The sequence below is a fragment of the Actinoplanes sandaracinus genome, from assembly GCF_030009775.1.
Taxonomy (GTDB): Bacteria; Actinomycetota; Actinomycetes; order Mycobacteriales; family Micromonosporaceae; genus Actinoplanes; species Actinoplanes sandaracinus.
The window spans coordinates 12,799-36,726 of record NZ_JASCTH010000051.1; the positions used below are offsets into that span (position 1 = coordinate 12,799).

Here is a 23,928-nt window from a genome sequence, read left to right on the forward strand (position 1 = left end):
GCGGCCGGCGGCGAAACGGCGGCCGGACTCTGCCGGCCCGGTCATCGCGGCACGGCGCGGAACCACCCCTCCCGGTCGGCCGGGTCGGGGCCGCGGCGCGGCATGACCGGCGGATCCTCGCCGATCACCGGCGCATAGTGGTCGAACCGGGCGGTCAGCACGGCCTCGCCACCGGTGAGATCGGGCAGGGCGGAAACCACCAGCGGCACGCGCGCGGACGGCAGGGTTCCGCTCACCTCGAGGTATCCACCGGCCGTGGCGGTGTCGTCGATGACCGCTCCGAGCCGGCCGAGCAGCGCCGCCACCGCGTCGAACGCGACGTGCGGCAGGTTGACGTCGAACCGCTCGACCGGCTGGCACACCCGGGTGCCGGCCCGGCGCAGCGCCGCCGTCACCACGACCTGGGCGAGGCTGCGGAAGTCCGCGGCCACACTGGAAATCGATTTGTCGAACTTCTGGTGCGGCCTGCTCTGCCGCGGGTAGTACTGCGACGACGTCATGGTGACCGTGCAGTCGGTGACCGGCCAGCCGTGCCGGCCCTGCCGCAGCGCGGCCCGCACCCCCTCCTCGGTGGCCGCGACGAACGCCGGCGGCAGCCGGCCCGGTTCGACACCGGGACGGAACGCGACGCCGTGCCCCACCGGCGCCGCGTCGACACGCAACCCCACCCCGGCGAGGTACGGATTGCCACGCTCCCTGATCCGGTCCTCGGCCGTTCCGGTGCCGGCGACCCGCTCGATGCAGGCCGTCAGCGTGCCCGAGAATCGCACCTTGACGCCGTACCGGTCCTCCAGGAGGGCGGCGATCACCTCTTTCTGGACCTCGCCGTGCAGGCGGATCACCGCCTGCTCCTGATGTTCGTCGAGCCGCAGGTCGACCAGCGGATCCTCGTCGGCGAGCTCGGTGAGGCCGGCGAACATCGCCAGCCGTTGAGCCGGCTCCACCGGTTCGACGAGCGACTGCCGGGTCGGCGGCGGGAAACGGTAGAGGTGCCGGCCCGGCGGGTCACCGACGTGCTGGCCGATCCGGGCCGACAGCCCGCGCACCGCCGCGATCTGGCCGGCCGACGCCGACGGGCGCACCAGGACGCCGCCGGGCTCGCTCACGGCGATCTGGGTGACCGTCTGCGGGCGGGCTCCGGCGAGCTCCACCCGATCGCGGACCCGCAGCCGGCCGGACCACAGTCGCAGCCAGGCCCGCCGGCCGTGGCCGTCGCGATCGACGGCGAAGACCGTGCCGGCGAGCGGGCCGTCGCGCTCGTCGCAGCGCGGCAGCAGATCGGCCAGGAGGTGACGCAACTGCGGCACCCCGGCTCCGGTGATCGCCGAACCGCACGCCACCGGGCTGAGCTCGCCGCGGCGCACCCCGCGCCGGATCGCGCGCCGCACGTCACGGGCGCGGACCGGCTCGTCGGTCAGCCACCGCGCCGCCAGGGCGTCGTCGGCCTCCGCCACCGCCTCGACGACCGGATCGGTGTCGAGACGGACGGCCCGGACCCGGGCGTCGCGCCCGCCCTGGCCGGTGACGCTCGTGAGCATGACCGGGGGCGTCACGAGCCGTTGCCGGACCTGCGTGACCACGCGGTCGACGTCGGCGCCATGGCGGTCCACCTTGTTGAGGAAGAACACCGTCGGCACGCCGATGCGGCGCAGCGCCCGCCAGATGGCGACGGTCTGTGGCTGGACACCCTCCACGCTGGAGACCACCAGGACGGCGGCGTCCAGCACGGCCAGCGACCGCTCGACCTCAGCGATGAAGTCCGGGTGGCCGGGCGTGTCCAGAAGATTGACGGTCAGGTCGCCGAGGCTGATCGAGGTGACCGCCGCCCGGATGGTGATGCCGCGACGCCGCTCCAGCTCCATCGAGTCGGTGCGGGTCGTGCCGGCGTCGACGCTGCCGGGCTGGGACACCGCCCCGGCCTCGAACAGGAGGCGTTCGGTCAGGCTGGTCTTTCCGGCGTCAACATGGGCGACGATGCCGAGGTTCAACAATGCCAAAGCAGAACTCCACGGTAGGACGGTCAAGGGTCCGAAGCGTGGAAGCTGCTCGCATTGGTCACTCCTCATCGTGGGCGTCAACGGCCGTCACCACCCTCACACGGGGTGAACGGCCGCGCCACCGATTTACGGCGAGCCGGTCAGCGCGGGCGGCGGACCCGAGGGGATCCGCCGCTCGCCCGCGGGCCTCAGTCGTCGTCGGCGGTCTTGGTCAGAACCTTGAAGGCGGCGTCCAGCTCGACGTCCCACTCCTTGCCGGCCGCGTCGCTGACCTCGGCCTCGTAGGCCGCGGTCCCGCCCACGCCGGCCGCCTCGACGTCCAGGACCGTCCCACCGCCGACGGCGTCGCGGGCGGCGGTCTCCGCCGACGTGCGCTGCTCCGCGGTGAGCACCGGGCCGTCGGCGCCGTCCGGGCCCTCGGCCTCCTGCGACAGCACCTTCAGGTCCTTGTCGAGGATCACCGTCACCTCGGCGCCGTCGGCCTTGCGGACCTCCACCTCGTACGCCTCGCCCTGATCGTCGCTCTCCTCGACCTCGACCACGGTGCCGGGCACAGCCTGGGTGGCGGCGTTGCCGATCCGGTCCCGGTCGCCGCCGGCCACCTCGTCGGCGCTGGCCGCCGTCGCCAGCACCGTGCCGCCGGCGCCCAGGGCGGCCGCGACGGCCACGCCGGCGATGATGACGCGCTTGCTGCGGAGCTTGCCGGTGTTCATCAGTTGTTGCCTTCCTCGACGGGGTGAATCAGGAACGGCCACAGCTTGCGCCCACCTACCTGAATCCAGCCTGAACGCGGCTGAACACCGTTTCAGGAAGCGGGCAGACGCACCTCGAACCGGGCCCCGCCCAGCGCGGACCGGGTGACGGTCACCGTCCCGCCGTGCGCGCCGACGATCTCCCTGACGATCGCCAGACCGAGCCCGCTGCCGCCGTCGTCGCGGGCGCGGGCCTCGTCCAGCCGCACGAATCGCTCGAACACCCGCTCCCGCTGGTCCTCGGGGATCCCGGCGCCGTCGTCCTCGACGACCAGGTCCACCCGCCCGGCGCGGGACGAGACGGCGACGGCCACCGTGGTACGGGCGTGCCGGGCCCCGTTGTCGGCCAGATTGCGGACGACCTGGGCCAGCGCCGACCGGTCACCGCGGACCCGGCCCGCCCCCACCCCGGACGAGTCGACCGTCAGTCCGGTCCGGCGCACCCGCCGCGCCTCCGCCAGAGCGAGGTCGTCGACATCGACGTCCTGGCGCGGACGGGCGCCCGCACCGGCGCCGCCGGTGCGGGTGAGCAGCAGCAACTGCTCGACCAGACGCTCCATCCGGCCCGACTCCTCCAGCACGGCCTCGGCCAGCTCGCCCTCGGACAGCGCGCCGGGATGCGAACGTGCCACCTCGGCCGCCTGCCGGATCCCGGCCAGCGGCGAACGCAGCTCGTGCGAGGCGTCCGCCACGAACCGCTGCTGCCGCTCCCGGGAGTCCTCGAGGCGGGCCAGCATCCGGTTCATGGTCCGCGCCAGCCGGTGCACCTCGTCACGCGAGGCCGGCTCGGGCACCCGCCGGTCCAGCCGCTCACCGGTGATCTCCTCCACCTCCCGGCGGATGCGTTCGACCGGCGCCAGCGCGCGGGTCACCACCAGCCAGGTCACCCCGCCGACCAGCATCAGCACCAGGGGCACACCGATCGCCAGCGGAGTGACCAGCGCACCGGTGGCGTCGTCGACCTCGTCCAGCGAGGCGGCGACCACGACGGTGTACGCCCCGGCGTCGCCGGTGACGATGACGAACGGATCGTCCTGGCCGGGGAGACGAACCTGGCCCGACGGCCCGGCGGGCAGCGGTGCGGCGAGCGGCCGCGACGAACGCACGACCGCGCCCGCTCCGTCACGCACCTGCCAGAGGACGTCGTCATCGTCGTCATCGTCGCCGGCCGCCGAGGGGAGGCCGGACGTCTGGATCTGCGCCGCCAGGACCGCCGCCCGTTCCTCGGCCGCGGTCTCGATCCCGCCGCGCAACGACGAACGTGCCATCAGCACCAGTGTGACCGCGCCGACGATCAGGGCGACCGCCATGACGGCGACCGCGAGGACCGTGGTCCGCAGCCGGACCGAGGCGCGCTCAACCACCGCCGGCACCCAGCCGGTAGCCGGCGCCGCGCAACGTCTGGATCGTGTCCCGGCCGAACGGACGGTCGATCTTGTTACGCAGGTGCCGGATGTAGACCTCGACGATGTTCGGGTCGCCGTCGAAGTCGACATCCCACACCGCGTCGAGGATCCGCTGCTTCGACACGACGTCGCCGGCGTTCCGTGCCAGGAAGGCCAGCAGGGAGAACTCGCGGGCGGTCAGCTCGACCTCGGACTCACCCCGCCACACCCGCCGCGCCGCCGGGTCGATCCGCAGATCACCGGCCGTGAGCTGGGTGGGCCGTTCCCGGGCGCCGCGCCGGGCCACCGCCCGCAGCCGCGCGACCAGCACCGGATAGGAGAACGGCTTCGTCATGTAGTCGTCGGCGCCGGTGTCCAGCCCCTCCACCTGATCCCCACTCGCCGTCCTTCGCGGTCAGCATCAGGATCGGCGTCCAGTTCTGTTCGGCCCGCAACGTCGCACACACCCGGTAGCCGTTGACGCCGGGCAGCATCAGGTCGAGCACGATCACGTCGTACTCGTTCTCCCTGGCCAGCCATAGTCCGTCGGTGCCGTCGGAGGCGACGTCGACGGCGAACCCTTCCGCTTCGAGGCCCACTCGCAACGACCAGGCGAGCCGTTTCTCGTCCTCGACGACGAGTACACGCATGCGCTACATCCTCGCTCACCGACCCTGAACGCCCGCTGAAGGCCGCCCGGCGTCGTCAGACGGCGGTGATCAGCGCGTCGAGAGGGCGGGGCAGGGTGCCGCGGGCGGCTGCGGCCTCGACCAGCAGGCGGATGTAACGCAGGTTCCGGCGCGAACTGCTGCGCAGGAACCGGTAGATCTGAGCCTCGTGCGGGCGGCCGCGCCAGGCGGGCTGGCTCTGGAACAGATGGAACAGTCTGAGGTCGCCCTGGACGGCGAAGACCTCCTCGACCTCCTCGACCCCGACGGCGCGGATCAGTTCGTCCTCCAGATCGTCGACGCACACGTGGAACCCGAGGTCCTCCAGTTCGGCGCGGGTGTGAGCGGGGCCGATGTGGGCGGTGACGCCGCGCCGGAACAGCTCCTCCTCCCGCAGGTCGCAGAGGCCGGCGAGACGAGTCCGGCCGCCCAGGGCCGTCAGGACCCGGTCGATCGCGTGGGCGCCCCCGATCGGCATGATCACCACCCGGTCGGCTTCGAGGTCGCGGCCGCGCAGCGCGGCGGTGGTCTCCAGGGCGATCTGATCGGTGATGCCCTCGACGAGGAGCACCGCTCGGGCGTCGCCGATCTTCTCCAGGGCGCGGGCCGTCGCGAGGTCGGTCGCGCCGGGCCCACGGACGTGACCATCGATGCGATCGTCCATGCCGGATCGCCGGGTCGCCGCCATGGCCGTCATCATCGGCCATCGGTGTGCCCGCCGCCCAGCGATTATCCCGGCGTCCGACCGGCCTGTTCCGGCGTCCTTCTCATCGGGCGCCTGCCCGGCCTTGCGGCATGAGATCGCTGAATGCCGTCCGGGGGTCGCAGGCGAATGAAACCGGCGGCGCTGCCGCACCGAAGCAGTGCTTCGCGAGCACGTCCAGAAGGGCACGCTGAGCATCGCTCATCGCCTCGGTGGGCGGCGTGCCGCCCGGAAACGCCTTCGCGCGGAGCCGCGTCCCCCAGTCGCCGGCGTAGGTGCCGTCCGGCGGAGCAGCCAGGATCATCTCCAGAGCCGGAATCAGTCCGTCCAAGGGCACCCTGTCGATCACCGCAGGTAGCAGCTTGAACGGGAAGATCCGCCCGAAATGCGGGAATGCCTGCTGGCACCATGCGGCATCGGTTGGTGACGCCAACACCTCGAGTAGCGCTTTGGTGGCTGCCGGGTCGGCCGCCTGCGCTGGTGACAAGGCTGCAGTCGCACGCACCACGAGATCCGGATCGTCACGCAGAACTGGCGTGTTGTCGTGGCCCCAGGACGAGAGTGTCAGGACCGCCATGACACGGATGCGCCGGTCGGGCGCGGACAGGGCATGGCTGTTCAGCCATGCGGCGATGCCGGGCCGGAGGTGTTGCAGTTCAGGGGCTTCGAGCACGCAGGCGATCGTGCCCAGCGCCGCGGAGACCACCGTGGGATCGGAATCGGCCAGCTTGGCGTACGCGGCTCGATAGACCTGACCTCTTGCCGCTCGGCACGAGTCGACGTCCACTGACTCCCCGGAGGGTCCCCATCGGTCGGATTCGGCTGCGGCCTCCATGACGGAGGTCAGCCAGTCCAGCAACCCGGCACGCAAGGGCTCCTGCTCACCAGAGCGCTCGGAACTCCCCGGCACCGGCGTAAGCGTGCGCGGGTCATCGAGGACCGCCGCGACGAAGCGCACCGCGGGTGGCGTCGCGCTGTAGATGGTGTCCTGATGGTGAACGACGTTGTACAGGTCCCCAAGGGCCTCGGCCTGGGCTGCGGCATCGTCGCTCAACAGCGCCTCAAGGATCGCCGGAGTCTCCCGAACGCCTGCCGACCCGGCGCAGGCATGCTCGACGGCTGACCAGTCGGTCCGGGCCAGGATGTCGTCGTGTCGCACCGGGCGAGTATTCCTCAGCCTCCCCTGGAGGCATCACTTCGGCGCGGTTCAGCATTGTGCGCACGGCGCATTCGCGCGTCTTGGATGAACTGGCCGAGGAAATAGACTTCGATGGCGAAGGTAACTCACGGCAACACGGGGTGACTCTCTGAATCTACTTCCGAGCCGTACTCGTGGCCACGATGTCGATGGCGACTCGCAGAGGTGTTTCCGCCTTCCCCAGCAGCGCTCGCGTGATCGCGATCGCCTCGATGACGCCCACCTCGCGCTCGACCAGGAAGGTTTGGACCGCGTCCATCCCGTCGCGCTCGAGGATGGGGCGGCACTGCTCGACCAGCACGGTCCAGCGTGCGGCATCTTCGGAGGTCAGGCCGATGACGTCGTCGAACACGATCTCCCTTTCCCACGCTGACCAGCGGGATGCGCTCACCCGGCGTTGGAGCTGATCGCCGTCACCAGCACTGCCAGAGCTTCGTCGTATCGGCGGCGGTCGAACCGCAGGGGGCCGAATCCCGAGTAATCGCGTGTCTTGCGGTGAGGTTGTTCGAACGCGTCCCAGGTCACATGGTCATCGGTCACGGAGATCCTGGTCATGAGCGGCCAGCATCCCCATTCGCCGCATTCACAGCCGAGCACGGGTGTCTTCGGCCCGATGGCGCCGGTGGACCGGCCGTGGAAGTGGTCTTCCATGGAGCCGAATCGGAAGAACTCGGGGATCAGCCCGCCGTAGGCGTCGCCCGCAGGCTGCATCCCGGCCGCGATCTCGAATCTGTCGATCAGCTCGGTGAGCGAGGCTCCGTCGATATGCGGGACGATCACGAGTACGCCGTCTTCGCCGCGTGGCCGGCAGTCGAACCGGATCTCCCTTTTGATCATCGATCGATGATGTCAGAACGGTGTCGTGGTGACCTTGAACGAAGGCCGAGGTGCTGGGATGGTCACCCGGGGATCCGGAAGATCCCGCGTACGCCCCGACCGGAGGAGACCACTGACGATGCTCCCGACAGCATCTCTGGCCGAGCGGTTGTCGCGGGCGGGGATCCGCGACGTCGTCACCGTCGAGCCGGTGAGCGGTGGACTTGCCGCGCTCGCCGGGATAGCCCTCCGCAAGGACGCGCCGCCGGTCTTCGTCAAAACCTTCGCGGAAGCGCCGGACGGTGACGGTGACGCCTTCGTCGCGGAGGCCGAAGGGCTGACGGCCTTGCGGGAGCTCGGCGGGCTGGTGACACCCGAGGTGCTCGTGGCGAACCGAGAGTTGCTGGTGTTGTCGCTGCTGCAGCCGAGGCCACACCACGAAGCCTTCTGGGAGCGGTTCGCCCACGCGCTCGCCCACCTTCACACGAGCACCGGCCATCCCCGCTTCGGATGGCACCGCGACAACTGGCTGGGTCGCCGCCAGCAGATCAATACGTGGGCCGACGACGGCTTCGCCTTCTTCGCCGAGCACCGGTTGCTCCGCTGGCTCTCCGAGCCCCGCGTCGAGGCAGCGCTCGAACCCGCCGACCGGGCCGCGCTGGAACGGCTGTGTGATCGACTCCCCGAGTTGTTGCCGGACCGGCCGGCCTGCCTGACGCATGGCGACCTGTGGACCCAGAACGTGCTGGCCACCGCGGACGGGCGAGCCGCGCTGATCGACCCGGCAGTGTCGTACATGTGGGCCGAGGTGGACCTGGCCCACCTCTGGATCACGGCGCCGCCGCCGGAATCGCGCCGGTTCTTCGACGTCTATGCCGAGCTGACCGGCCTCGACGACGACTGGCCGGCCCGCATGCCGATCATCCAGCTGAGACAACACCTGGCGGTCCTGGCCCAGTTCGACGACGACTGGGGCGCCGCCGAGACGATCCGTGCCACGCTGGCGCCGTTCCGGACGGAGGCCTGACCGGGGCGCTGGCGGGCCGGTTGACGGCATCCACCCGGCCGGCACAGAAGGAGTCGTAGCGGCACCACTCGCCACTGCCACCCACGGTCGCTCCGGGGCCGTTCGGGCGATGGGAAATTCTTTCATCATCGCCCAGGCTGGGTAGCTGTGCGGAGACTCGCGGCGGTGTTGGCGCTCGTGGTGGCAGTGGTCCTGTTCCCCGCCGCGCCGGCCGCGGCCGCGCTGCCGGGAGATCTCGCCCACGTCGGCGATGCCCGCCAGCTCATCGTGGTGACCGGCCGGGGCTGGTCCTCGACCTACGCCACGGTGCGCGCCTACCAGCGCGGTGGCGACGGCAGATGGCGCCAGGCACACGGGGCGATGACCGCCCGCGTCGGGTACGGCGGGTGGGTGTGGGCCGCGCACCGGGCGCAGGACACCGGGACGACGCCGGCGGGCACGTTCACCCTGACCCGGGCCTTCGGTGTCCGCGCCGACCCGGGCACCCGGCTGCCGTACCGCAAGGTCGACGGGAACGACCACTGGGCCGGCGACAGCCGGGACGCGAAGACCTACAACCTCTTCCAGCCGTCGGCGTCACCCCACCGCACTTGGCGCAAGTCGCAGGCGGAGCGCCTGGCGGCCTACCCGAAGCAGTACGCCCACGCCGCGGTGATCGACTTCAACAGGCCGGGCGGCGTGCGCTGGGACGCCAAGCGCGGGCAGTACGTCGCGGGCAAGCCGGCCGACACCCGCCGCGGTTCGGCGATCTTCCTGCACGCCAGCGGGACGGGCTCGACCGCCGGCTGCGTGTCGGTCAGCCGGGCGAACCTGGTCCGGCTGCTCACGTGGCTGGACCCGGCGAGGAAGCCGCGCATCGTGATGGCTCCGGCGTCGGCCATCACCCGCGCCTGACCATGGGCGGGCTGCACGGATCGCAGAAGCTTTCCGCCGGGGTGTGTGCGGTGAGGCGGTTCGGGATCAGGAACCAGGCCAGGACGCCGCCGCCGGTCATCAACCCGGCACACAGCAGCATCGCGGTGCGGTAGACCGGCTGCAGGGTGCCCGGGTCGGTGAGACCGCCCGCGCCCAGCCCCGCGGCCAGCGGCAGAATCGCCACGGCCAGCAGGCTCGCGGCCCGGGCCACCGCGTTGTTCACGCCCGAGGCGAGGCCGGCGTAGGAGTCGTCGAGCGAGCCTAGCGCGGTCGCGGTCAGCGGGGCCACCAACAGCGCCAGGCCGAGCCCGAAAAGGATCACCGGGGGCAGGACGTCGGTGCCGTAGGAGGCGTCCGCGCCGACCATCGAGAGCCAGGCCAGCGCCGCCGCGCAGACGATCGGTCCGGCCGTCATCGGGATGCGGGGGCCGATGCGCTGCCCCAGCGCCCCGGCCCGGGCGGACAGCAGCAGCATCAGCACCGTCACCGGCAGCAGGGCGACGCCGCTGGCCATCGGGGTGAAGCCGGCGACCACCTGAAGGTTGACCACCACCAGGAAGAAGACACCGCCGTTCGCCGCGTAGACCAGGAAGGTGACCAGGTTGGCGCCGCTGAACGCCGCCGACCGGAAGATCTCCAGCGGCAGCATCGGATGCGCGGAGCGGCGTTCGGCGACCACGAAGGCGACCATGCCGGCGACGCCGACGGCCAGGGAGATCAGTACGACCGGGTCGCCCGGCCCGCCGGCCGGCCAGGCGGTGAAGCCGTAGGTCAGGCCGCCCAGCCCGGCCGCCCCGGTGACCAGGCCGGTCGCGTCGAAGGCCCGCGCGGCGGACGGGTTCCGGGACTCGGGCACATGCCGGGCGGCCACCCACAGCACGAGTGCGGCCACCGGCACGTTGATCAGGAAGATGTACCGCCAGTCGCCGACCTCCACCAGCCAGCCGCCGAGGAACGGGCCCAGCGCGCCGCCGATGCCGCCGAGCCCGGACCACGCGCCGATCGCCTTCGCCCGGTCCTCGGGCGCGAACGACGCCTCCAGGATCGCCAGCGCGCCCGGCGTGAGCAACGCGCCGCCGATGCCCTGCAGGACGCGGGCCGTGACCAGAAGCTCGACGGTCGGCGCGAGACCGCAGAGCAGGGAGGCGGTGGCGAACCAGGCGATCCCGGCCAGGAAGACGCGCTTGCGGCCGAAGCGGTCGCTGAGGGAGCCGCCGAGCAGGATCAGCGAGGCCAGGCTGAGGGCGTAGCCGTTGACCGTCCATTGCAGGCCGGCGGCGTCCGCGCCGAGATCGTGGCCGATCGCCGGCAGCGCGATGTTGACGACGGTCGCGTCGATGAAGGCGAGGCTGGAACCGAGCACCGTGGCCAGCAGCACCCAGCGGCCGGCCGGCGACTGGTATCGCAGCGGGGCGCCGGCCTGGACATCCATGAACCGACCCTAGACCTCCCGCCGCCGGCCGGGCTGCCGGGACGGCGCCGGTCAGTGGCGCCGTTCGCGTTTCCTGGCGGGGTGCTGCACCACGCTGCTGCGGAGCCCGGACGTCGCGCGTCGCGGACGAGGAGGCCGAGGGCGTGCCTGCGTGTCGGGAAAGACGAACCGTTTGAAGGCCCAGAGGCGGAAGCACATCGCGATCAAGGTGCCGATGATGATGCCGCTGACGAAGTCGGCGATCTCCTGCACCGGCCGGCTCACCTCCGGGACGCGGAGCAGGAACACGTACCGGGAGACCGCGAGCGGCAGCGAGTTCAGCATGACGCCCACCGCGCTGACCGCGAAGAACAGAGCCGCCTCGTGATGGCGCTCCCGGCCGCCGCGGGTGCGGAACGACCACTCGCGGTTGAGGATGTAGGACAGCACCGTGCTGACGAGGGTGGCGATGACCAGGGCGGTCACCGGCTTCTCGGGCAACACGGTCAGCTTGAGGGTGTAGTTGACGGCGGTGGTCGCCACGAAGCAGACCCCGCCGACCACCAGGAATTTCGCCGCCTCATGATGCCGTCGCAACAGCCGGGTGAGCCACATCCGCGCGATCTTAGGACACCACGCCAAATCTCATCGCCCGTCCGGGTGGCGCCGGATGTTCCCGGTGAGCGCGGTTACGCCGCGTGGTGTTCCGCGTCCAGCTTGGGGAGTTCGTCGAGCGAATCGATGCCGAACAGGGCCTGTTCGGCTACGGCCGGCATGTCGCGCGATGTAACCCCACGGGCCCCGGTGGAACGTGGACAGGCGCGTCGAACCCGCGGCCGAAGCTCAATGTCGTACCCGGCCCGTAGGTTGGCGGCATGCGCGGTTCCCTGATGGACGTCGACCCTCTTCCTGACGCCGACGCCGCCGGCGGGGTTCGGATCCGGGCCGACATGCTGCCACCGCGCACCCACGGGTCGAACATCCGGGCGCTCGTCAGCGCGCAGCGGTGGGACGATCTGCGGCGGCCGGTGTGCGACGCGGCGGGCCGGCGCTGCGAGATCTGTCGCGGCGTCTCGGTTCGTGGCGGCCGGGTGATCCTGCCGGACTGTCACGAGAAGTGGCGGTTCGAGACCCGTAACGGTGTGCCGGTGCAGCGTCTGCAGAGGCTCGTCGCGTTGTGCGCGGGCTGCCACGAGGTGCAGCACTCCGGGCTGGCCGGGATCAAGGGCCGGATCGAGTTCGTCGTCGACCGGCTGCGGCAGCTCAACGGGTGGAGCCGTGAGCAGGCCGAGGCTGATCTTCGGCGGGCGGGGATGCGATGCCGTGAGCTGGACGCGCGGGAGTGGGCACTGGACCTGACCGTGCTGGCCGGGCGGATGAGCGTCGCCGGGCACGACGGGCTGTACTTCACCTTCGACCAGCGGGCCGCCCTGGCGCGGCTGCCGAGCGGACACTGACGGGTGGTTCGCCCTCCGGCGAGGGGCGGCCCGTCCGCCGGCCCTCGCCGCGGTGGCCGTCGCCGGGGCTGGCGTGGGAGGCCGGTGACCAGGCGCCTCAGCCCGATGGCCGCGCTGCGGCCGGGGCCGGTGGGGCGTCGCGTTGGTAGCTGACGGGACGGGGTGTGTTCGGCGGGGCGGACGGCCCCGTACCGGAAAGGGGGTTCAGAGGTCGGGGATGACGAGGAAGTCGGTGACGAAGCCGGTGATCGAGCCGTCGGCGGCGTAGCCGACGAAGGTCGGGTAGACGCCGTCGCCCCAGCCGGAGCTGACGACGATGACGTTGGCGCCGGTGGCCTCGTCGGTGATCGCGTCGATCGGGGCCGGGCCGGGGGCGGCCCGCGCCGGGATGTAGACGTCTTCGAGCTGGTCGTAGTCCCAGCCGGCCATGGCGGCGACCGCGGTCAGGTCGGCGAGGGTTCCGACGCCGGCGTCGACGGGGTAACCGAAGTAGCCGTCGGAGTCGAGCACGCCCGGGTCCTGGCCCTGGTTGAGGGCCAGCTCCCAGCGGACGGTGGGCTGGTCGGTGACGGCGAGGTGCAGGGCCGCGGTGCGCGGTTGCGGCCCGTTCCCGTCCTGGTGGATCACGGCGACCCAGGCTGTCAGCGGATAGGTGCCGGGCTTGATCGTGGCGGTGAAGGGTTCCGCCCCGTGCGCCGAGGTCAGTGGGTCGCAGGCGGTGATCTCACCGGTCGGGGCGGTGACGGCGCCGACCGGGAACTGCTCGATGACGTACTCGATGTCGTCCCGTTCGAACCGGGCGCCGCGAGTCATGATCGCGTTGAGATCAGGCGAATACGGCACGAATCCTCCAGCTCTCGACAACAGGTGATCATGGTGTCACGACGGCCGCCGTGGCCGCCGCGGATCGAGGGTCCGCAGGTCAGCGAACTGGTCAGGCGGGCCGCCCGGGATGAGGTCACCTGCCGCCGAGCGTCCCATGCCCGGACTCCCGGTCGCTGCCGTTCACGGGCGCGTCCCTCGCGGCGGGCAGCCCGCCCGCCCCGAACAGGCCACCCGGGTCTCGCCGGCATCGGCGGGGTTGCGGCGAACCCGGACGACGTACGCCCCGTCGACCGGGTTCGCGTGACGGCTAGCTGCCGAGTTCGGATTCGCTGCGGAGGATGCAGAACTCGTTGCCCTCGGGGTCGGTGAGGACCACCCAGCCGGTGCCGTCCGGTTTGCGCAGGTCCGAGACCGGGGTGGCGCCCAGTTCCACGAGGCGGGCGAGTTCGGCGTCGCGGGTGCCCTCGGCGGGGCGCAGGTCGAAGTGAACGCGGTTCTTCACCTGCTTGGCGTCGGAGACCTCGATGAACAGCAGACGGTGGTGGCCGTCCCGGGAGGAGATCAGGCACTCCTCGTGGCCCGGCTCGTTGGGGTCGTCAGGGTCCTGGACGTAGTCGAGGACCGTCTGCCACCAGCCGGACAGGGCGAACGCGTCGGTGCAGTCGACAGTGATGTGTGAGATGTAGGCGGTCACCGGTGGATGATCGCAGGCCGCTCCGGATGCCCGCGCACCCGGGAACGGCTACCGTCGGCCGTGACCTGACGGGAGGTTGGCGATGGCCGGCGTGATCGTGCAGCAGTGGATCTCCGTGGACGGTTTCCTCGCGGGGCCGAACGGAGAGGCCGACGTGTTCGCCGCCGTCGCGGACTTCACCGCCTCGGAGGCGCACAACACCGCACTGCTCGCGGAGGTCGACGAGGTGCTGCTCGGGCGGCGGACGTATGAGGCGTTCGCGGCGTACTGGCCCACCGCGGAGGACGAACCGATGGCCCGGCAGGTCAACACGGTGACCAAGACCGTCTGCTCGACGACGCTGACCTCCGCGGCGTGGGGACGGCACCCCGCCCCGCGGGTGGTTCCCGACGCTGTCGATCACGTACGGGCGGGGCGCGAAGCCCGTACCCGGACGATGGTTTGGGGAAGTGTCAGTGTGATGCGGGCGCTGCTCGCGGCCGGTGAGGTCGACGACCTCGAGCTTTTCGTCGCGCCGGCGGCGCTGGGGTCGGGGACGCCGCTGCTGGCTGCGGGCGCGGCTCCGTTGTCGCTGCGGCTCGCGGACAGCGAGACGTGGCCGGGCGGCGTGGTGCGGCTGCGTTACGCGGTCGGCTGACCGGCACCCGCGGGCGGCGGCGTGCGCGGATGCCCGCCGGGCGGCGGCGATGGTCAGTCCAGGACGGCAGTGGCCTCGATCTCCACCAGCAGGTCGGGCTCGGCGAGCGCGGCGACGCCGAGGAGGGTGATCGGTTTGACCGGGTCCACGCCGAGCTTCGCGGCCGCCCGGCCGACGCCCTCTCCCAGCAGCGGCATCTTCTCCGGGGACCAGTCGACGACGTAGACGGTCAGTTTCGCCACGTCGTCGAAGGATCCGCCGACCGCCGCGAGGGCGGTGGCGATGTTGAGGTAGGCCTGCTCGACCTGGGCGGCCAGGTCGCCCTCGCCGACACGGTTGCCGTCGGCGTCGCGGGCCACCTGACCGGCGAGGAACACCAGCTTCGATCCGGTGGCGACGGACAGTTGCCGGTAGACATCGGGTTTCGGCAGGCCGTCCGGGTTGATCAGCTGCACAGCCATGTCTTCTCCTGTCGTTGGTGGGCTCCTTCATAACATAGCATTGCTATGTATTGTGGTGGGGTGGTCAGAACCAAGGATCCCGCCGTCCGCACCCTGCTGATCGAACGAGCCGCGCAGATGTTGCGAGCCCGCGATCCGGTCACGCTGCGCTCCCTCGTCGCGGGCACCGGCGTGTCGACGATGGCGGTGTACACGTACTTCGGCGGAATGGACGGGCTGTGGCGCGCCATGCGCCAGGAAGGATTCAGCCGCCTGGCCACCCTGCTGGACGGGGTTCCCCTCTCGGCGGACCCGGTGCGGGACCTCGCCGCGCTGGGTGCGGCCTACCTGTCGAACGCCCTCGCCAACCCGGACCTGTACCGGGTCATGTTCGACGCCGGCTTCGAACTGGAGGATCCCGCGGCCGCCGACGAGACGCTGCACAGCCTGGTGCGCGCCATCGACCGGGCGAAGGACGCCGGCCGGTTCCGCGCCGAGGTCGACGCCGTGTCACTGGCGACGCAGACGTGGACGGTCGGGCACGGGCTGGTGTCGCTGGTGGCGACCGGTCCCCTGCCGAGGCCGGCGCTCGGCCACGGCGTGACGATCCTGACCGCCCTGTTCATCAGCTGCGGCGACGAGCCCGGCCGGTGCCGGGACTCGGTGGAGGACGGCTGGCAGGTCTGATCGGCCTCTCTCGTGGCGCGGCTCGCCGGTCCCTGCGGCGGCCCGCGCATCAGTAGGGTTGGGCGCATGGAGCTACCCGGGTTCTCCCGCCAATGGCCGGCCCCACTGCCAATCATCGCCGTGGCCGGCGGCAAGGGCGGCGTGGGAAAGTCGAGTGTCGCGGTCGCCATCGGACGCGAACTGGTCCGGGCGGGCCGCAGGGTGGGACTGGTCGACGCCGACATCTCCGGCCCCGACGTGCCCCGCATGCTCGGTCTGCGCCGCGACGTGCCGGCCCGGTCGATCACCCTCGCGCAGTGGCCGGGCGGCAGCCCCGGGGGCCCCGGGCTCGAAGCGATGGAGGTGGACGGCCTCAAGGTCGCGTCCGTGGGCTTCCTCATGGCCGGCAATCAAGGGCTCGCGCTCGGTACGGACCTGGGCGACCTCATGCTCAGCCGGTTGATCAAGGAAACGAAGTGGGGCGACATCGAGGTCCTCGTCGTGGATCTGCCGCCCGGCATCAGCTTCACCCAGCAGGGTGTGCTCTCCGGCGCCGGGCGGGTGGGCACGATCCTGGTGGTGACCCCGGCCGAGGTCTCCCATCTGGACACCGGCCGGGCTCTCAGCACACTCCGCGAGGTGCGGACGCCGGTGCTGGGCGGGGTCGAGAACATGGCGTACTTCGCATGCCCCTGCTGCGGCGAGAGGTCCGAGCTGCACGCGGCGGCACCCTACGAGCGCACCATCTGGGCCAGCGGCGTCGAACGGCTCGCGCGGCTTCCGTTCCGGCCCGACGCGGTGATCGAGACCGCCGATCTCGCCCCCGTCCTCGACGTGGTGGCGGCGCACATCACGGCGTAGCCGGCTCGTGAGCCCTGATCTCCCTCGCAACGCGAGGGAGTACACCGCCCAGCTGAGTGGACAGGGCCGGCAACCACACTCCAGCGAGATCCGCCCGCCTCGGCGGTAGTGTCCGCCCGCGCCGCTCAGCGGCTCGCGTGGACGGTGACCCGGCTGAACCGCTCCCCCGATGTGCCCGGGGGCCGGTCCTCGTTCAACGGAGCTGATAGAGCAGCCCCGAGTCGACGCGTTCCACTGTTCGGCCCGCCGGGTCGACGGCGAATACGTCGGGAAGCCGAAGGTCGTCCCAAAAACTGATGGGATCGGCGAGGTCGACAGCGGCGGCCAGCCACAGTGTCATGGCCATACCGTGGGTCGCGACGACCAGTGGCCGAGCCGCCGCGGGCGGGCGCCAGTGCTTGATCCCGGCGTGGAAGCGTGCGACGACCTGCTCGCGTGGCTCCCACTTCGGGTGGTCGGCGCCGGCGAGGTAGGCGCGTCTACGCCTACGGAAGTCGCCATCGTGGGGTTCGTTGCGCGCGACCTCGTTGAAGCGATGGTCGGTGGCCACCGGCCCGGTCGGCTCCAGCGTTTGGCGCGCCTTCGGCTCCTGGCTGGACACGAGCACGGCGTCCGGCGGGAGGACGTGCGTGAGCGATTCAGCGCCGCGCCGTCCTGCGGTGTCCAGTTCCCAGCGCTCGGGCGCGACCTCGGGGTTCAAGGCGGGCATGGCGTGCCTGACGAGGAGCAGCGCATAGGGCTTCCCCACGGCCGCGGTGACGTGTTCGACGGCGACCTCCGCGGCATCCGGCCCGGCCAGCCGATGCTCCCACCGCGGCAGATGTCCCGGGAACTCGTGCGCGCCGAATCCGACCTCGGTTGAGCATCTCATCAGCGGCGAGCCCGAGGGACATTTCGAGCGCATCACCGGAGCAGCGCTTGCTGCCATTGACAACGAGCGTTTCCATAGAGGACGGAGTTGACCATCAATACCGTCGATACGGGGTGTTCGGATGTCCGAGAAGGAACCACTCGCGGCCGCTGTTCAGGAGCTTGCCTGGAAAGTGGCTCGCCAACAGCCCGCAGGCGAGCAGAGGATGGATGTCGCGTCCCCGTGGGAGCCCGGCCTGACCCACGAACAACGGCGCAAGGCATGGCTGGCGACGCTGTCCGCGCTGAACTCCCTCCAGGCCGAGATCGCCCAGTTGACGGAGACCGCCGCGAGCCGGGCCGTCGAGTACGGCGCGGAGTACCCGGACATCGCCCGGGCGACGGGAATGACACCTCGGGGCGCGCGCCGACGCTGGCCGCGACTCTCCGCCCTGCTCGGCAGGACGCAGCGGAACCCCGGCGCCGACCCCGCTCCCGAACTGGGCACACTGTCGGCACAGGGGCGAGCGGCGAGCACCCGCCTCGACAACATGCTGCCGATGTAGGCGCTGGCGCCGTGGTCGACTGACGCGGCGTCGAGAGGCTTGGCAGGGTTCGAGTCGACGCCGGTCGCACGCCGGGCTGGGAGGCCTGCGTCGCACGGCTTGCCAGGTCACGGCACCAGGGGGCCGGCGAGCGCCTCGCGTGCGGTGGTCAGATCGCCGGTCGCGCCGTCCCACGGCAGGGGACCCCGGTTCCACAGTGCCAACATCAACTCCTGTGCCGTGCCGGTGAGAGTCGCGACCGGGTCGCCGGGCCCGAGGGTCCAGGAGCCGGGCAGGTCGGTGGCGGTGAACCGGACCGCGGCCCGGGGCGGCTCGGCCAGGCCTCGCTTCACCATGCGGGGCACGAACACTTCGATCACCTCCGCGACGCCGTCGCCGCACAGGGCGGCGTCGAGGTCGACGGCTCGACCGAGCGCGTTCTCGGCGTCCCAACGGTGCACGACCGTCTCCAGGCAACGGCGGCGTTGCCAGAATCCGACCGTGTGCGGCGGCGCGAACGTCCACGCCTCGGTCGCCGGGTCGCGGTCGAGGGAGGCGGTGAGGACACGTGCGGTGCCCGCGAACCAGGCGGCGAAGTCCTCCGGCGGCGGCACCGGTTGATAGTTGCCGTGGCCTTCCAGGATCGCCGTCGCCGCCCACAGGTTGCCCTGCCCGAGGTGCTCCGCGAGATCCCGCAGGGTCCAGTCGCCACAGTGTTTCACCGGCGCGGAGAGGTCGCCCTTGAGGCAGGTCTGAAAGGCGGTCAGCTCGTCGTGCAGCAGCGCGAGATGGTCAACAGTCACCCGGAGACCGTAACCGCCGTGCCCGCGGCGAGCGAGTATTTGCCTCTGACGCCACCGCACCCGATCCCGATCCCGGCAGGCGTCACCTCTGCGGTCGCCCGTCACGGATGCCAGCAGAACGCGAGACACGCCAGGTGAGCCGCCCCCCACTCCCACGGGCCCTGACTGTGTGAAGTGGCTGATCAGTCTGGGGATGCGGTGACCGCGACGACGATCTTGCCGGCGACGGGCCCGCGGTCGATGCGATCGACGGCCGCCGCGGCGTCCTCCAGCGGATAGACCCGATCGATCACCGGCCGGATCTGCCCGGTGGCCACCATTCCCGCGAGCTCACTGAGATCCTCGGGACTCGGGTGCGCCGTGAGTGTGCGCACCTGCCCGCCACCGGTGGTCGCACCTTTGAGGATCCGCCGCATGGGGCCGAACCACCGCCCGCCGGTCCCGACCGACAGCACCAGCGTGCCACCGGGAGCGAGGGCCCGCCGCAGGGCGGCGAGCGGATAGTTGCCGGCCAGGTCGAGAATCGCCTCGAACCGCTCCCCCAGCTCGCCGACGTCGTCACCCCGACCCTGCTCGTAGTCGATGATTTGTGTGGCGCCGAGCGACCGCATCATCTCGGCGGCCCGGCCGGCGCAGACCGCGGTGACCCCGGCGCCCCTCGCGACGGCCAGTTGCACAGCGAAGGTTCCGACCCCGCCGGAGGCTCCGGTGACGAGCACCCGCGCCCCTCGCCTGATGGCGGCCGCCGCACGAAGACCCTGGAGCGCGGTCGTGCCCGCGAGAGGCAACGCCGCCGCCTCGATGAAACTCAGGCCCACAGGTTTCAGCGCCGCTAGGCGGGCGGGCACCCGCGCGAACTCGCCGATCGCTGCCCCGGTCTCGGCCAGCACGTCATCACCGACGGCGAAGCCCTCGACGTCGTCACCGACCGCCACCACCCGCCCGGACAGCGCCCGCCCGACGACGAATCCGGAGCGTGGCCGCCGCAGACCGCCGGCCATCGCCCGGATGGCATAGGGCTCGCCGCGCAGGAGCAGGCGGTCAGCGGCGTTGAGGCTCGCCGCACAGACCTGGACGACCAGGTCGCCGGACCGTGCCACCGGCTGGGCGACCTGCTGGAGGGCGAGTCCACCGGGTGATCCGTATGCGAGCTGTACCAGTGCCTTCATGCCCTCGGCCCTCCTGCTTACTTTGTAAGCTTACGACGTAAGCAAGGATGCGGTATGGTCGACGCGTTCCGCAACCCTTGGGAGAACCGGAAAGATGCCAACCTCGCGACCACCGCTCAGCACCCGGCGGGTGCTCCAAGCCGCCCTGGCGCTGGCAGACTCGGGCGGCACCGACTCACTCACCATGCGCCACCTCGGCCGCGAGCTCGGCGTCGAGGCCATGTCGCTGTACCGGCACGTCGCCAACAAAGACGCCGTTCTCGACGGCATCGTCGACCTGGTGGTCGCCGAGATCGACCTGCCCGGCGCCGAGGAGGACTGGAAAGTCACCATGCGCCGCCGAGGCGAGGCCGCCTACCGGGTGCTGACCCGCCACCCGTGGGCGCCGCCCCTGCTCATGTCACGCACCAACACCGGTCCGGCCATGCTGCGCTACATCGACTTCACCCTGGGCGTGCTACGCGGCGCCGGCTTCTCCTGGAAACTCGCCGACTACGCGTGGAACACCATGGACAGCTTCGTGTACGGCTACACCCTGCGCCGCCTCGCGTTCCCCGTCGCACCGGCCGACTACGCGGAAACCGCCGCCACCCACCAGCACCTGCTCGCCGGCGGCGAGTATCCCCACATGGCGGAACTGACCCGGCAGGTCACCCTGGGCCACCACCCAGGCGACCCTGACATCACCTTCGGCCTGAACCTGATCCTCGACGGCCTGGAACGCCTCCGCGACGCCGAACAGGCCGGATAGCCAGACGCGGCACCCCCACCGGGATGCCTGCCGCCGAGGGTTTGTTAGCTTATGCGGGCAAGTCCGGGTGGCGGAATGGCAGACGCGCTAGCTTGAGGTGCTAGTGCCCTTAACGGGCGTGGGGGTTCAAGTCCCCCCTCGGACACACATTAAGCACACGGCCGAAGTCGTCAGAGACGACCTCGGCCTTCAGTGTTTCTAGGCCGGGTCGATAGGTCATCCGCAGGCCGATGCGGCTGTAAAGCTCCGCCTTGTCACGGGGATCGGCGGCGCGCAGGACGGCCAACAGGCTGCCGAGGCCGTCGACTATCGCAGTGATCTGCCCCTCGTTGAGCCGTTGCGGTGGCGCCGCGCTCAGGCGCAATGCGGCGGTCGCATTGTCTCGTTCGCTTGAGATCTCGCTGATCCAGGACGCGATGAGCACAGGGTCACCTCCGGCGTCGAGTGCGGCCCGGTAGCGCTTGATCTTGGTGTCGCAGTCCTCGATCGTCTGCCGCAAGTGACGGGTCTGGTCGGCGCCCTGGTGTCGGGCGAGTTCGGCGCGGTAGTGGGCGTCCGTAAGACCGCGCAGGGTCGCGGTGAGGGTGTCGCCGGTCAGTTCCTCACGCAGGAAACGATCAACGGGTTCGGTGATGGTGTCTTCGCGGAGATAGAGCACGGGCGGGTGGGCGATCTCGTGCTGGCGGACGAAGTCGCGGGATGCCTTGCACCGGTAGTAGAGGCGCCCGTGGTTGGGGTTGCCGACCATGTTGCGTCCGCAGAGCCAGCACTCGATGAGTCCTCGGAAGAGGTAGGGGCGGACGCTGCGTCGTGGCGCGCGGCCCACCTCGCCGTTGGTACCGCGCGTCTTGATAGCGCTCTGTGCCCGCTCGTAGAGGTCGGCAGTGATGAGCGGCTTGTGGGCCTCCCGCTGCAACCAGACCCACTCGCTCGGGTCGTTCCAGCGTTGCTTGTTCTCGTGGCCGAGCGCGATGTCTTCGACGTCGATCAGGACCTCGTCGGTGCGCTGCTTGTTCCAGACCTGCCGGCCGGTGTAGCGCGGGTTACGGAGGATCGCGCGGACCGCCGACAGTTCCCACACCTGCGTCTTGCGGTGGGAGTTCCGTTCGCGGTCATAGGCGGACGGGCACAGGATGCCGTCCTGGGTCAGGCCACGGGCGATGGTGGTCATGCCGCGCCCGGCGGCGTACTCCTCGAAGATGCGCCGAACGACTGGGCGGTGACCGGATCAGGTTCGAGCCGGTGAAGTCGCTTGCCCTCGGCTGCCTTGCCGGGGTTAGGGTGCGGTCCGGCGTCGGCCAGGCAGTAGCCGTAGGGCGGACGTCCACCGAGGTAGCGGCCCTCCAACTCGGTCTGTGCCTTCATCGCCGAGCGGACCCGAATCTTGATGCGGTTGCGTTCGCCTTTGCTCATGCCGCCGTAAAGCGCCATGACCAGGTCGTGGGCGTCAGAGCCGGGATCGATGGCTCCGCCGACCTCCGGCACGGCGTTTCCATGGCAGTGAGCGCGACAGCCCGATGTCGAAGAACTCGGCAACGACCTCACCGCCGGCCGGTTCGATCAGGCTGCGGGCGCGGGAGAGCTGCCATGCCTTGGATGCCTGCGGGTCCTGCTGGTCCTCGGTCGACACTCGTCCGTAGAAGGCAAACCTCATGGCTGGTGAGTCTTACGGGCGCGGTCGATGATGCGCCACAGCACATCTGCGGCCGCATCCGACAGTGGGACGTCTAGGGACGTCTTGAGCTGCATATTTTCGATTCTCAGCGTCTTGCACGTTCGTATGCTGCGATTTCTCCTCTCATCGGACGGCTCTGGTGCGGTGGGCAATTGGGCCTCCTTCCGCTCGGGTTGCGAGAATTCATGTGCGCGCTCCGGCGACTGGTCGACAGAATCGGATCATGGCGCGTTTCGGCATTCAGGACTACGAACCGGACTGGCTCAACGGCCGGGACAGCATCACCGCCGCGCACGGCCGGCGTCTGACGGCCCTGGCCGGTCGCACCCTTCAACACGTCTGGTTGGTCTGGGACCTCGACGCCGACAAGTGGTTCGAAGACGCCCCGGTCCTGCTGGACTTCGGTGATGAGCGGGTCGGCATCGACCATCAGAAATTCGACGATCTCTGCATCACGTGGAACACCGTCGACCCCACCCGCGCGATCGAGGATCCCTCCGATGAGGACCCCTTCAATCTCGCCTGGCGCCCCGAGCCCACACCGCAGCTCGCCGAACTGGCCGGTCTCACGCTGAATCGTGTGGCGCTGCTCGAATGGGCCGGCGCGGATGACGACATGGCCAACGGCAGCGTCGCGATCGGCCTGGACCTCGCCTCGACTTGGCTCACGATCTTCAACGCGCTGGATGAGAATGGCCTCGCTTTCGGTCCTCCCGACAGCAGCTACCGCCGCCACCACCTCAATCTCTGACCCACCGGGTGTTCGCCGACGTCCGTCCGCTTGTACGTCCGCGCGCTGATCTGCGCAGACGCGCGCGAGCGGACGGACGTCCGCGCGGACGATCGGGTCAGGCTCGCCAGCGCCCGCGAGCGACCTGCCGGGCTCGGCCGGCGGTGGCATGGGCTTGGAGCCGGTCGTAGACCCAGGTACGGCGCATACCCGTATGGTCGATGAGTTCCGGGACGGTCAGCCCGTCGGCGGGTGCTTGGTCGAGTGCCATCAACAGCGTCTGTTCCGGGTCGTCGGCTTGCGGTCGCGGCGGCTCGATGAGCTTCGGCTGGTGGTCGATGGCCGTACGAGACAGGGGCATGATCTGCTGCGCTGCCAGGCCCGCCAGAAGGCCGGCCGGGTCGAGGATCCGTCGGCGGTCGCGCTCGACACCCAGTCGATCCGGGCGGCGAACCACGTTCCGGCCGCCACTACGGGCAAAGACGCAGGTAAGAAGGTGCCGGGCCGCAAGCGGGGCCTGGCCGTGGACGCCCTCGGCCTGATCAATCGCGGTCGTGGTCACCGCCGCGAGCGTGACCGACAACGCGATCGGGATCAAACTACTGGACCAGGTCGCGCAACACACCCCGACGGTGACCGCAGCCTGGGTCGACGCGGGCTTCAAGCAGGACGTCGGTGTGCACGGCGCCGTGGTCGGCATCGACGTCCAGGTCGTCAAGCGCTCCGACGCCAAGCCCGGCTTTGTGCCGGTCAAGAAGCGGTGGATCGTAGAGCAGGTCTACGGCACCTTGATGTTGCACCGCCGGCTGGTGCGCGAGTACGAGAGCAAGCCGGCCTCGTCGGTGTCGCGCACGTTGTAGGCATCGATGGCGAACATGGTTCGCCGGTTGACCGGCACCAGCACGGCGACCTGGCGAAACCCGTAAGGCCGGCCGGTGCACCTCGACACCCTTC

General features: G+C 70.7%; 28 protein-coding genes, 1 tRNA gene and 2 pseudogenes. 11 read left to right on the forward strand and 20 right to left on the reverse strand.

Annotated elements, in window-relative coordinates:
• Nucleotides 1-41 precede the first annotated feature (41 nt).
• From QLQ12_RS44545 to QLQ12_RS44580, 8 genes and pseudogenes are all read right to left on the reverse strand, one after another.
• Complete coding sequence (locus tag QLQ12_RS44545) at nt 42-1,997, reverse strand: elongation factor G (RefSeq protein ID WP_282767141.1); 1,956 nt, start codon at nt 1,995-1,997, stop codon at nt 42-44.
• 188 nt (nt 1,998-2,185) lie between these two features.
• A complete protein-coding gene (locus QLQ12_RS44550) occupies nt 2,186-2,710 on the reverse strand; it encodes a PepSY domain-containing protein (RefSeq protein WP_282767142.1) in 525 nt (174 codons plus the stop codon).
• A 92-nt stretch (nt 2,711-2,802) separates the two neighbouring features.
• Nucleotides 2,803-4,113, reverse strand: a complete 1,311-nt coding sequence (locus tag QLQ12_RS44555) for a sensor histidine kinase (RefSeq protein ID WP_282767143.1) — start codon at nt 4,111-4,113, stop codon at nt 2,803-2,805.
• Nucleotides 4,106-4,784: pseudogene (locus QLQ12_RS44560) on the reverse strand (response regulator transcription factor). Before QLQ12_RS44560 ends, QLQ12_RS44555 begins: the two are co-directional and overlap by 8 nt.
• A gap of 55 nt (nt 4,785-4,839) precedes the next feature.
• Nucleotides 4,840-5,466 carry a TOPRIM nucleotidyl transferase/hydrolase domain-containing protein gene (locus QLQ12_RS44565; protein WP_282767144.1) on the reverse strand — a complete coding sequence of 209 codons (627 nt, stop codon included), beginning with the start codon at nt 5,464-5,466 and terminating at the stop codon, nt 4,840-4,842.
• Between the two features lie 103 nt (nt 5,467-5,569).
• Nucleotides 5,570-6,664 (reverse strand): hypothetical protein, encoded by a 1,095-nt coding sequence (locus QLQ12_RS44570; protein WP_282767145.1) that lies wholly within the window; start codon nt 6,662-6,664, stop codon nt 5,570-5,572.
• 154 nt (nt 6,665-6,818) lie between these two features.
• On the reverse strand, nt 6,819-7,055 hold the full coding sequence (locus QLQ12_RS44575; RefSeq protein ID WP_282767146.1) for a hypothetical protein: 237 nt from the start codon (nt 7,053-7,055) through the stop codon (nt 6,819-6,821).
• A 35-nt stretch (nt 7,056-7,090) separates the two neighbouring features.
• The gene (locus QLQ12_RS44580; RefSeq protein ID WP_282767147.1) at nt 7,091-7,540 is read right to left on the reverse strand and encodes a hypothetical protein; all 450 of its coding nucleotides are present in this window, start codon (nt 7,538-7,540) and stop codon (nt 7,091-7,093) included.
• 118 nt (nt 7,541-7,658) lie between these two features.
• Here QLQ12_RS44580 and QLQ12_RS44585 point away from each other — a divergent pair, with 118 nt between their 5' ends.
• Together QLQ12_RS44585 and QLQ12_RS44590 are read left to right on the forward strand one after the other, a co-directional pair.
• Nucleotides 7,659-8,546, forward strand: coding sequence for a fructosamine kinase family protein (locus QLQ12_RS44585; RefSeq protein WP_282767148.1), 888 nt, complete (start codon nt 7,659-7,661; stop codon nt 8,544-8,546).
• Between the two features lie 147 nt (nt 8,547-8,693).
• A complete protein-coding gene (locus QLQ12_RS44590; RefSeq protein ID WP_282767149.1) occupies nt 8,694-9,440 on the forward strand; it encodes a L,D-transpeptidase family protein in 747 nt (248 codons plus the stop codon).
• Here the strand turns inward: QLQ12_RS44590 and QLQ12_RS44595 are convergent.
• Together QLQ12_RS44595 and QLQ12_RS44600 are read right to left on the reverse strand one after the other, a co-directional pair.
• Nucleotides 9,427-10,893, reverse strand: coding sequence for a DHA2 family efflux MFS transporter permease subunit (locus tag QLQ12_RS44595; RefSeq protein WP_282767150.1), 1,467 nt, complete (start codon nt 10,891-10,893; stop codon nt 9,427-9,429). The genes QLQ12_RS44590 and QLQ12_RS44595 overlap by 14 nt on opposite strands.
• A 51-nt stretch (nt 10,894-10,944) precedes the next feature.
• On the reverse strand, nt 10,945-11,487 hold the full coding sequence (locus QLQ12_RS44600) for a GtrA family protein (RefSeq protein WP_282767151.1): 543 nt from the start codon (nt 11,485-11,487) through the stop codon (nt 10,945-10,947).
• A gap of 260 nt (nt 11,488-11,747) precedes the next feature.
• On the opposite strand from QLQ12_RS44600, the gene QLQ12_RS44605 reads away from it, so the two are divergent.
• The gene (locus tag QLQ12_RS44605; RefSeq protein WP_282767152.1) at nt 11,748-12,329 is read left to right on the forward strand and encodes a hypothetical protein; all 582 of its coding nucleotides are present in this window, start codon (nt 11,748-11,750) and stop codon (nt 12,327-12,329) included.
• 204 nt (nt 12,330-12,533) lie between these two features.
• On the opposite strand, the gene QLQ12_RS44610 is transcribed toward QLQ12_RS44605, so the two are convergent.
• Complete coding sequence (locus QLQ12_RS44610; RefSeq protein WP_282767153.1) at nt 12,534-13,172, reverse strand: DUF4241 domain-containing protein; 639 nt, start codon at nt 13,170-13,172, stop codon at nt 12,534-12,536.
• A 289-nt stretch (nt 13,173-13,461) separates the two neighbouring features.
• Nucleotides 13,462-13,848: a VOC family protein gene (locus tag QLQ12_RS44615; RefSeq protein ID WP_282767154.1), complete on the reverse strand. Its 387-nt coding sequence runs from the start codon at nt 13,846-13,848 to the stop codon at nt 13,462-13,464.
• Nucleotides 13,849-13,930: 82 nt separating this feature from the next.
• On the opposite strand from QLQ12_RS44615, the gene QLQ12_RS44620 reads away from it, so the two are divergent.
• A complete protein-coding gene (locus QLQ12_RS44620) occupies nt 13,931-14,485 on the forward strand; it encodes a dihydrofolate reductase family protein (protein ID WP_282767155.1) in 555 nt (184 codons plus the stop codon).
• Nucleotides 14,486-14,538: 53 nt separating this feature from the next.
• Here the strand turns inward: QLQ12_RS44620 and QLQ12_RS44625 are convergent, their stop codons facing one another.
• Nucleotides 14,539-14,946, reverse strand: coding sequence for a RidA family protein (locus tag QLQ12_RS44625; protein ID WP_282767156.1), 408 nt, complete (start codon nt 14,944-14,946; stop codon nt 14,539-14,541).
• A gap of 60 nt (nt 14,947-15,006) precedes the next feature.
• On the opposite strand from QLQ12_RS44625, the gene QLQ12_RS44630 reads away from it, so the two are divergent.
• Nucleotides 15,007-15,612 (forward strand): TetR/AcrR family transcriptional regulator, encoded by a 606-nt coding sequence (locus tag QLQ12_RS44630; protein ID WP_282767157.1) that lies wholly within the window; start codon nt 15,007-15,009, stop codon nt 15,610-15,612.
• A gap of 66 nt (nt 15,613-15,678) precedes the next feature.
• Nucleotides 15,679-16,452: a P-loop NTPase gene (locus QLQ12_RS44635; protein WP_282767158.1), complete on the forward strand. Its 774-nt coding sequence runs from the start codon at nt 15,679-15,681 to the stop codon at nt 16,450-16,452.
• 193 nt (nt 16,453-16,645) lie between these two features.
• Here the strand turns inward: QLQ12_RS44635 and QLQ12_RS44640 are convergent, their stop codons facing one another.
• The gene (locus QLQ12_RS44640) at nt 16,646-17,323 is read right to left on the reverse strand and encodes a histidine phosphatase family protein (RefSeq protein ID WP_282767159.1); all 678 of its coding nucleotides are present in this window, start codon (nt 17,321-17,323) and stop codon (nt 16,646-16,648) included.
• Nucleotides 17,324-17,528: 205 nt separating this feature from the next.
• Between QLQ12_RS44640 and QLQ12_RS44645 the strand changes: the two genes are divergently transcribed.
• Nucleotides 17,529-17,867 carry a hypothetical protein gene (locus tag QLQ12_RS44645; protein WP_282767160.1) on the forward strand — a complete coding sequence of 113 codons (339 nt, stop codon included), beginning with the start codon at nt 17,529-17,531 and terminating at the stop codon, nt 17,865-17,867.
• A gap of 107 nt (nt 17,868-17,974) precedes the next feature.
• Here QLQ12_RS44645 and QLQ12_RS44650 read toward each other — a convergent pair whose 3' ends face one another.
• Nucleotides 17,975-18,649 carry a maleylpyruvate isomerase family mycothiol-dependent enzyme gene (locus QLQ12_RS44650; RefSeq protein ID WP_282767161.1) on the reverse strand — a complete coding sequence of 225 codons (675 nt, stop codon included), beginning with the start codon at nt 18,647-18,649 and terminating at the stop codon, nt 17,975-17,977.
• 182 nt (nt 18,650-18,831) lie between these two features.
• Complete coding sequence (locus QLQ12_RS44655) at nt 18,832-19,818, reverse strand: NAD(P)-dependent alcohol dehydrogenase (RefSeq protein ID WP_282767162.1); 987 nt, start codon at nt 19,816-19,818, stop codon at nt 18,832-18,834.
• A 94-nt stretch (nt 19,819-19,912) separates the two neighbouring features.
• Between QLQ12_RS44655 and QLQ12_RS44660 the strand changes: the two genes are divergently transcribed.
• Complete coding sequence (locus QLQ12_RS44660; protein WP_282767163.1) at nt 19,913-20,569, forward strand: TetR/AcrR family transcriptional regulator; 657 nt, start codon at nt 19,913-19,915, stop codon at nt 20,567-20,569.
• Between the two features lie 61 nt (nt 20,570-20,630).
• Nucleotides 20,631-20,714, forward strand: a tRNA-Leu gene (locus tag QLQ12_RS44665).
• On the opposite strand, the gene QLQ12_RS44670 is transcribed toward QLQ12_RS44665, so the two are convergent.
• The 3 genes from QLQ12_RS44670 to QLQ12_RS44680 are packed head-to-tail and all read right to left on the reverse strand — an operon-like array spanning nt 20,679 to nt 22,223.
• Nucleotides 20,679-21,740: a recombinase family protein gene (locus QLQ12_RS44670; RefSeq protein WP_282767164.1), complete on the reverse strand. Its 1,062-nt coding sequence runs from the start codon at nt 21,738-21,740 to the stop codon at nt 20,679-20,681. The genes QLQ12_RS44665 and QLQ12_RS44670 overlap by 36 nt on opposite strands.
• The gene (locus QLQ12_RS44675; protein WP_282767165.1) at nt 21,737-22,054 is read right to left on the reverse strand and encodes a hypothetical protein; all 318 of its coding nucleotides are present in this window, start codon (nt 22,052-22,054) and stop codon (nt 21,737-21,739) included. Before QLQ12_RS44675 ends, QLQ12_RS44670 begins: the two co-directional genes overlap by 4 nt.
• A complete protein-coding gene (locus tag QLQ12_RS44680) occupies nt 22,017-22,223 on the reverse strand; it encodes a recombinase family protein (RefSeq protein ID WP_282767166.1) in 207 nt (68 codons plus the stop codon). The genes QLQ12_RS44675 and QLQ12_RS44680 overlap by 38 nt, the downstream gene beginning before the upstream one ends.
• 244 nt (nt 22,224-22,467) lie before the next feature.
• Between QLQ12_RS44680 and QLQ12_RS44685 the strand changes: the two genes are divergently transcribed.
• Nucleotides 22,468-22,995, forward strand: coding sequence for a hypothetical protein (locus tag QLQ12_RS44685; RefSeq protein WP_282767167.1), 528 nt, complete (start codon nt 22,468-22,470; stop codon nt 22,993-22,995).
• 97 nt (nt 22,996-23,092) lie between these two features.
• On the opposite strand, the gene QLQ12_RS46950 is transcribed toward QLQ12_RS44685, so the two are convergent.
• Nucleotides 23,093-23,335: a hypothetical protein gene (locus QLQ12_RS46950; RefSeq protein WP_328518350.1), complete on the reverse strand. Its 243-nt coding sequence runs from the start codon at nt 23,333-23,335 to the stop codon at nt 23,093-23,095.
• On the opposite strand from QLQ12_RS46950, the pseudogene QLQ12_RS46955 reads away from it, so the two are divergent.
• A pseudogene (locus QLQ12_RS46955) lies at nt 23,330-23,900 on the forward strand (transposase); the annotation flags it as partial. The gene QLQ12_RS46950 and the pseudogene QLQ12_RS46955 sit on opposite strands and share 6 nt — an antisense overlap.
• Between the last annotated feature and the right edge of the window lie 28 nt (nt 23,901-23,928).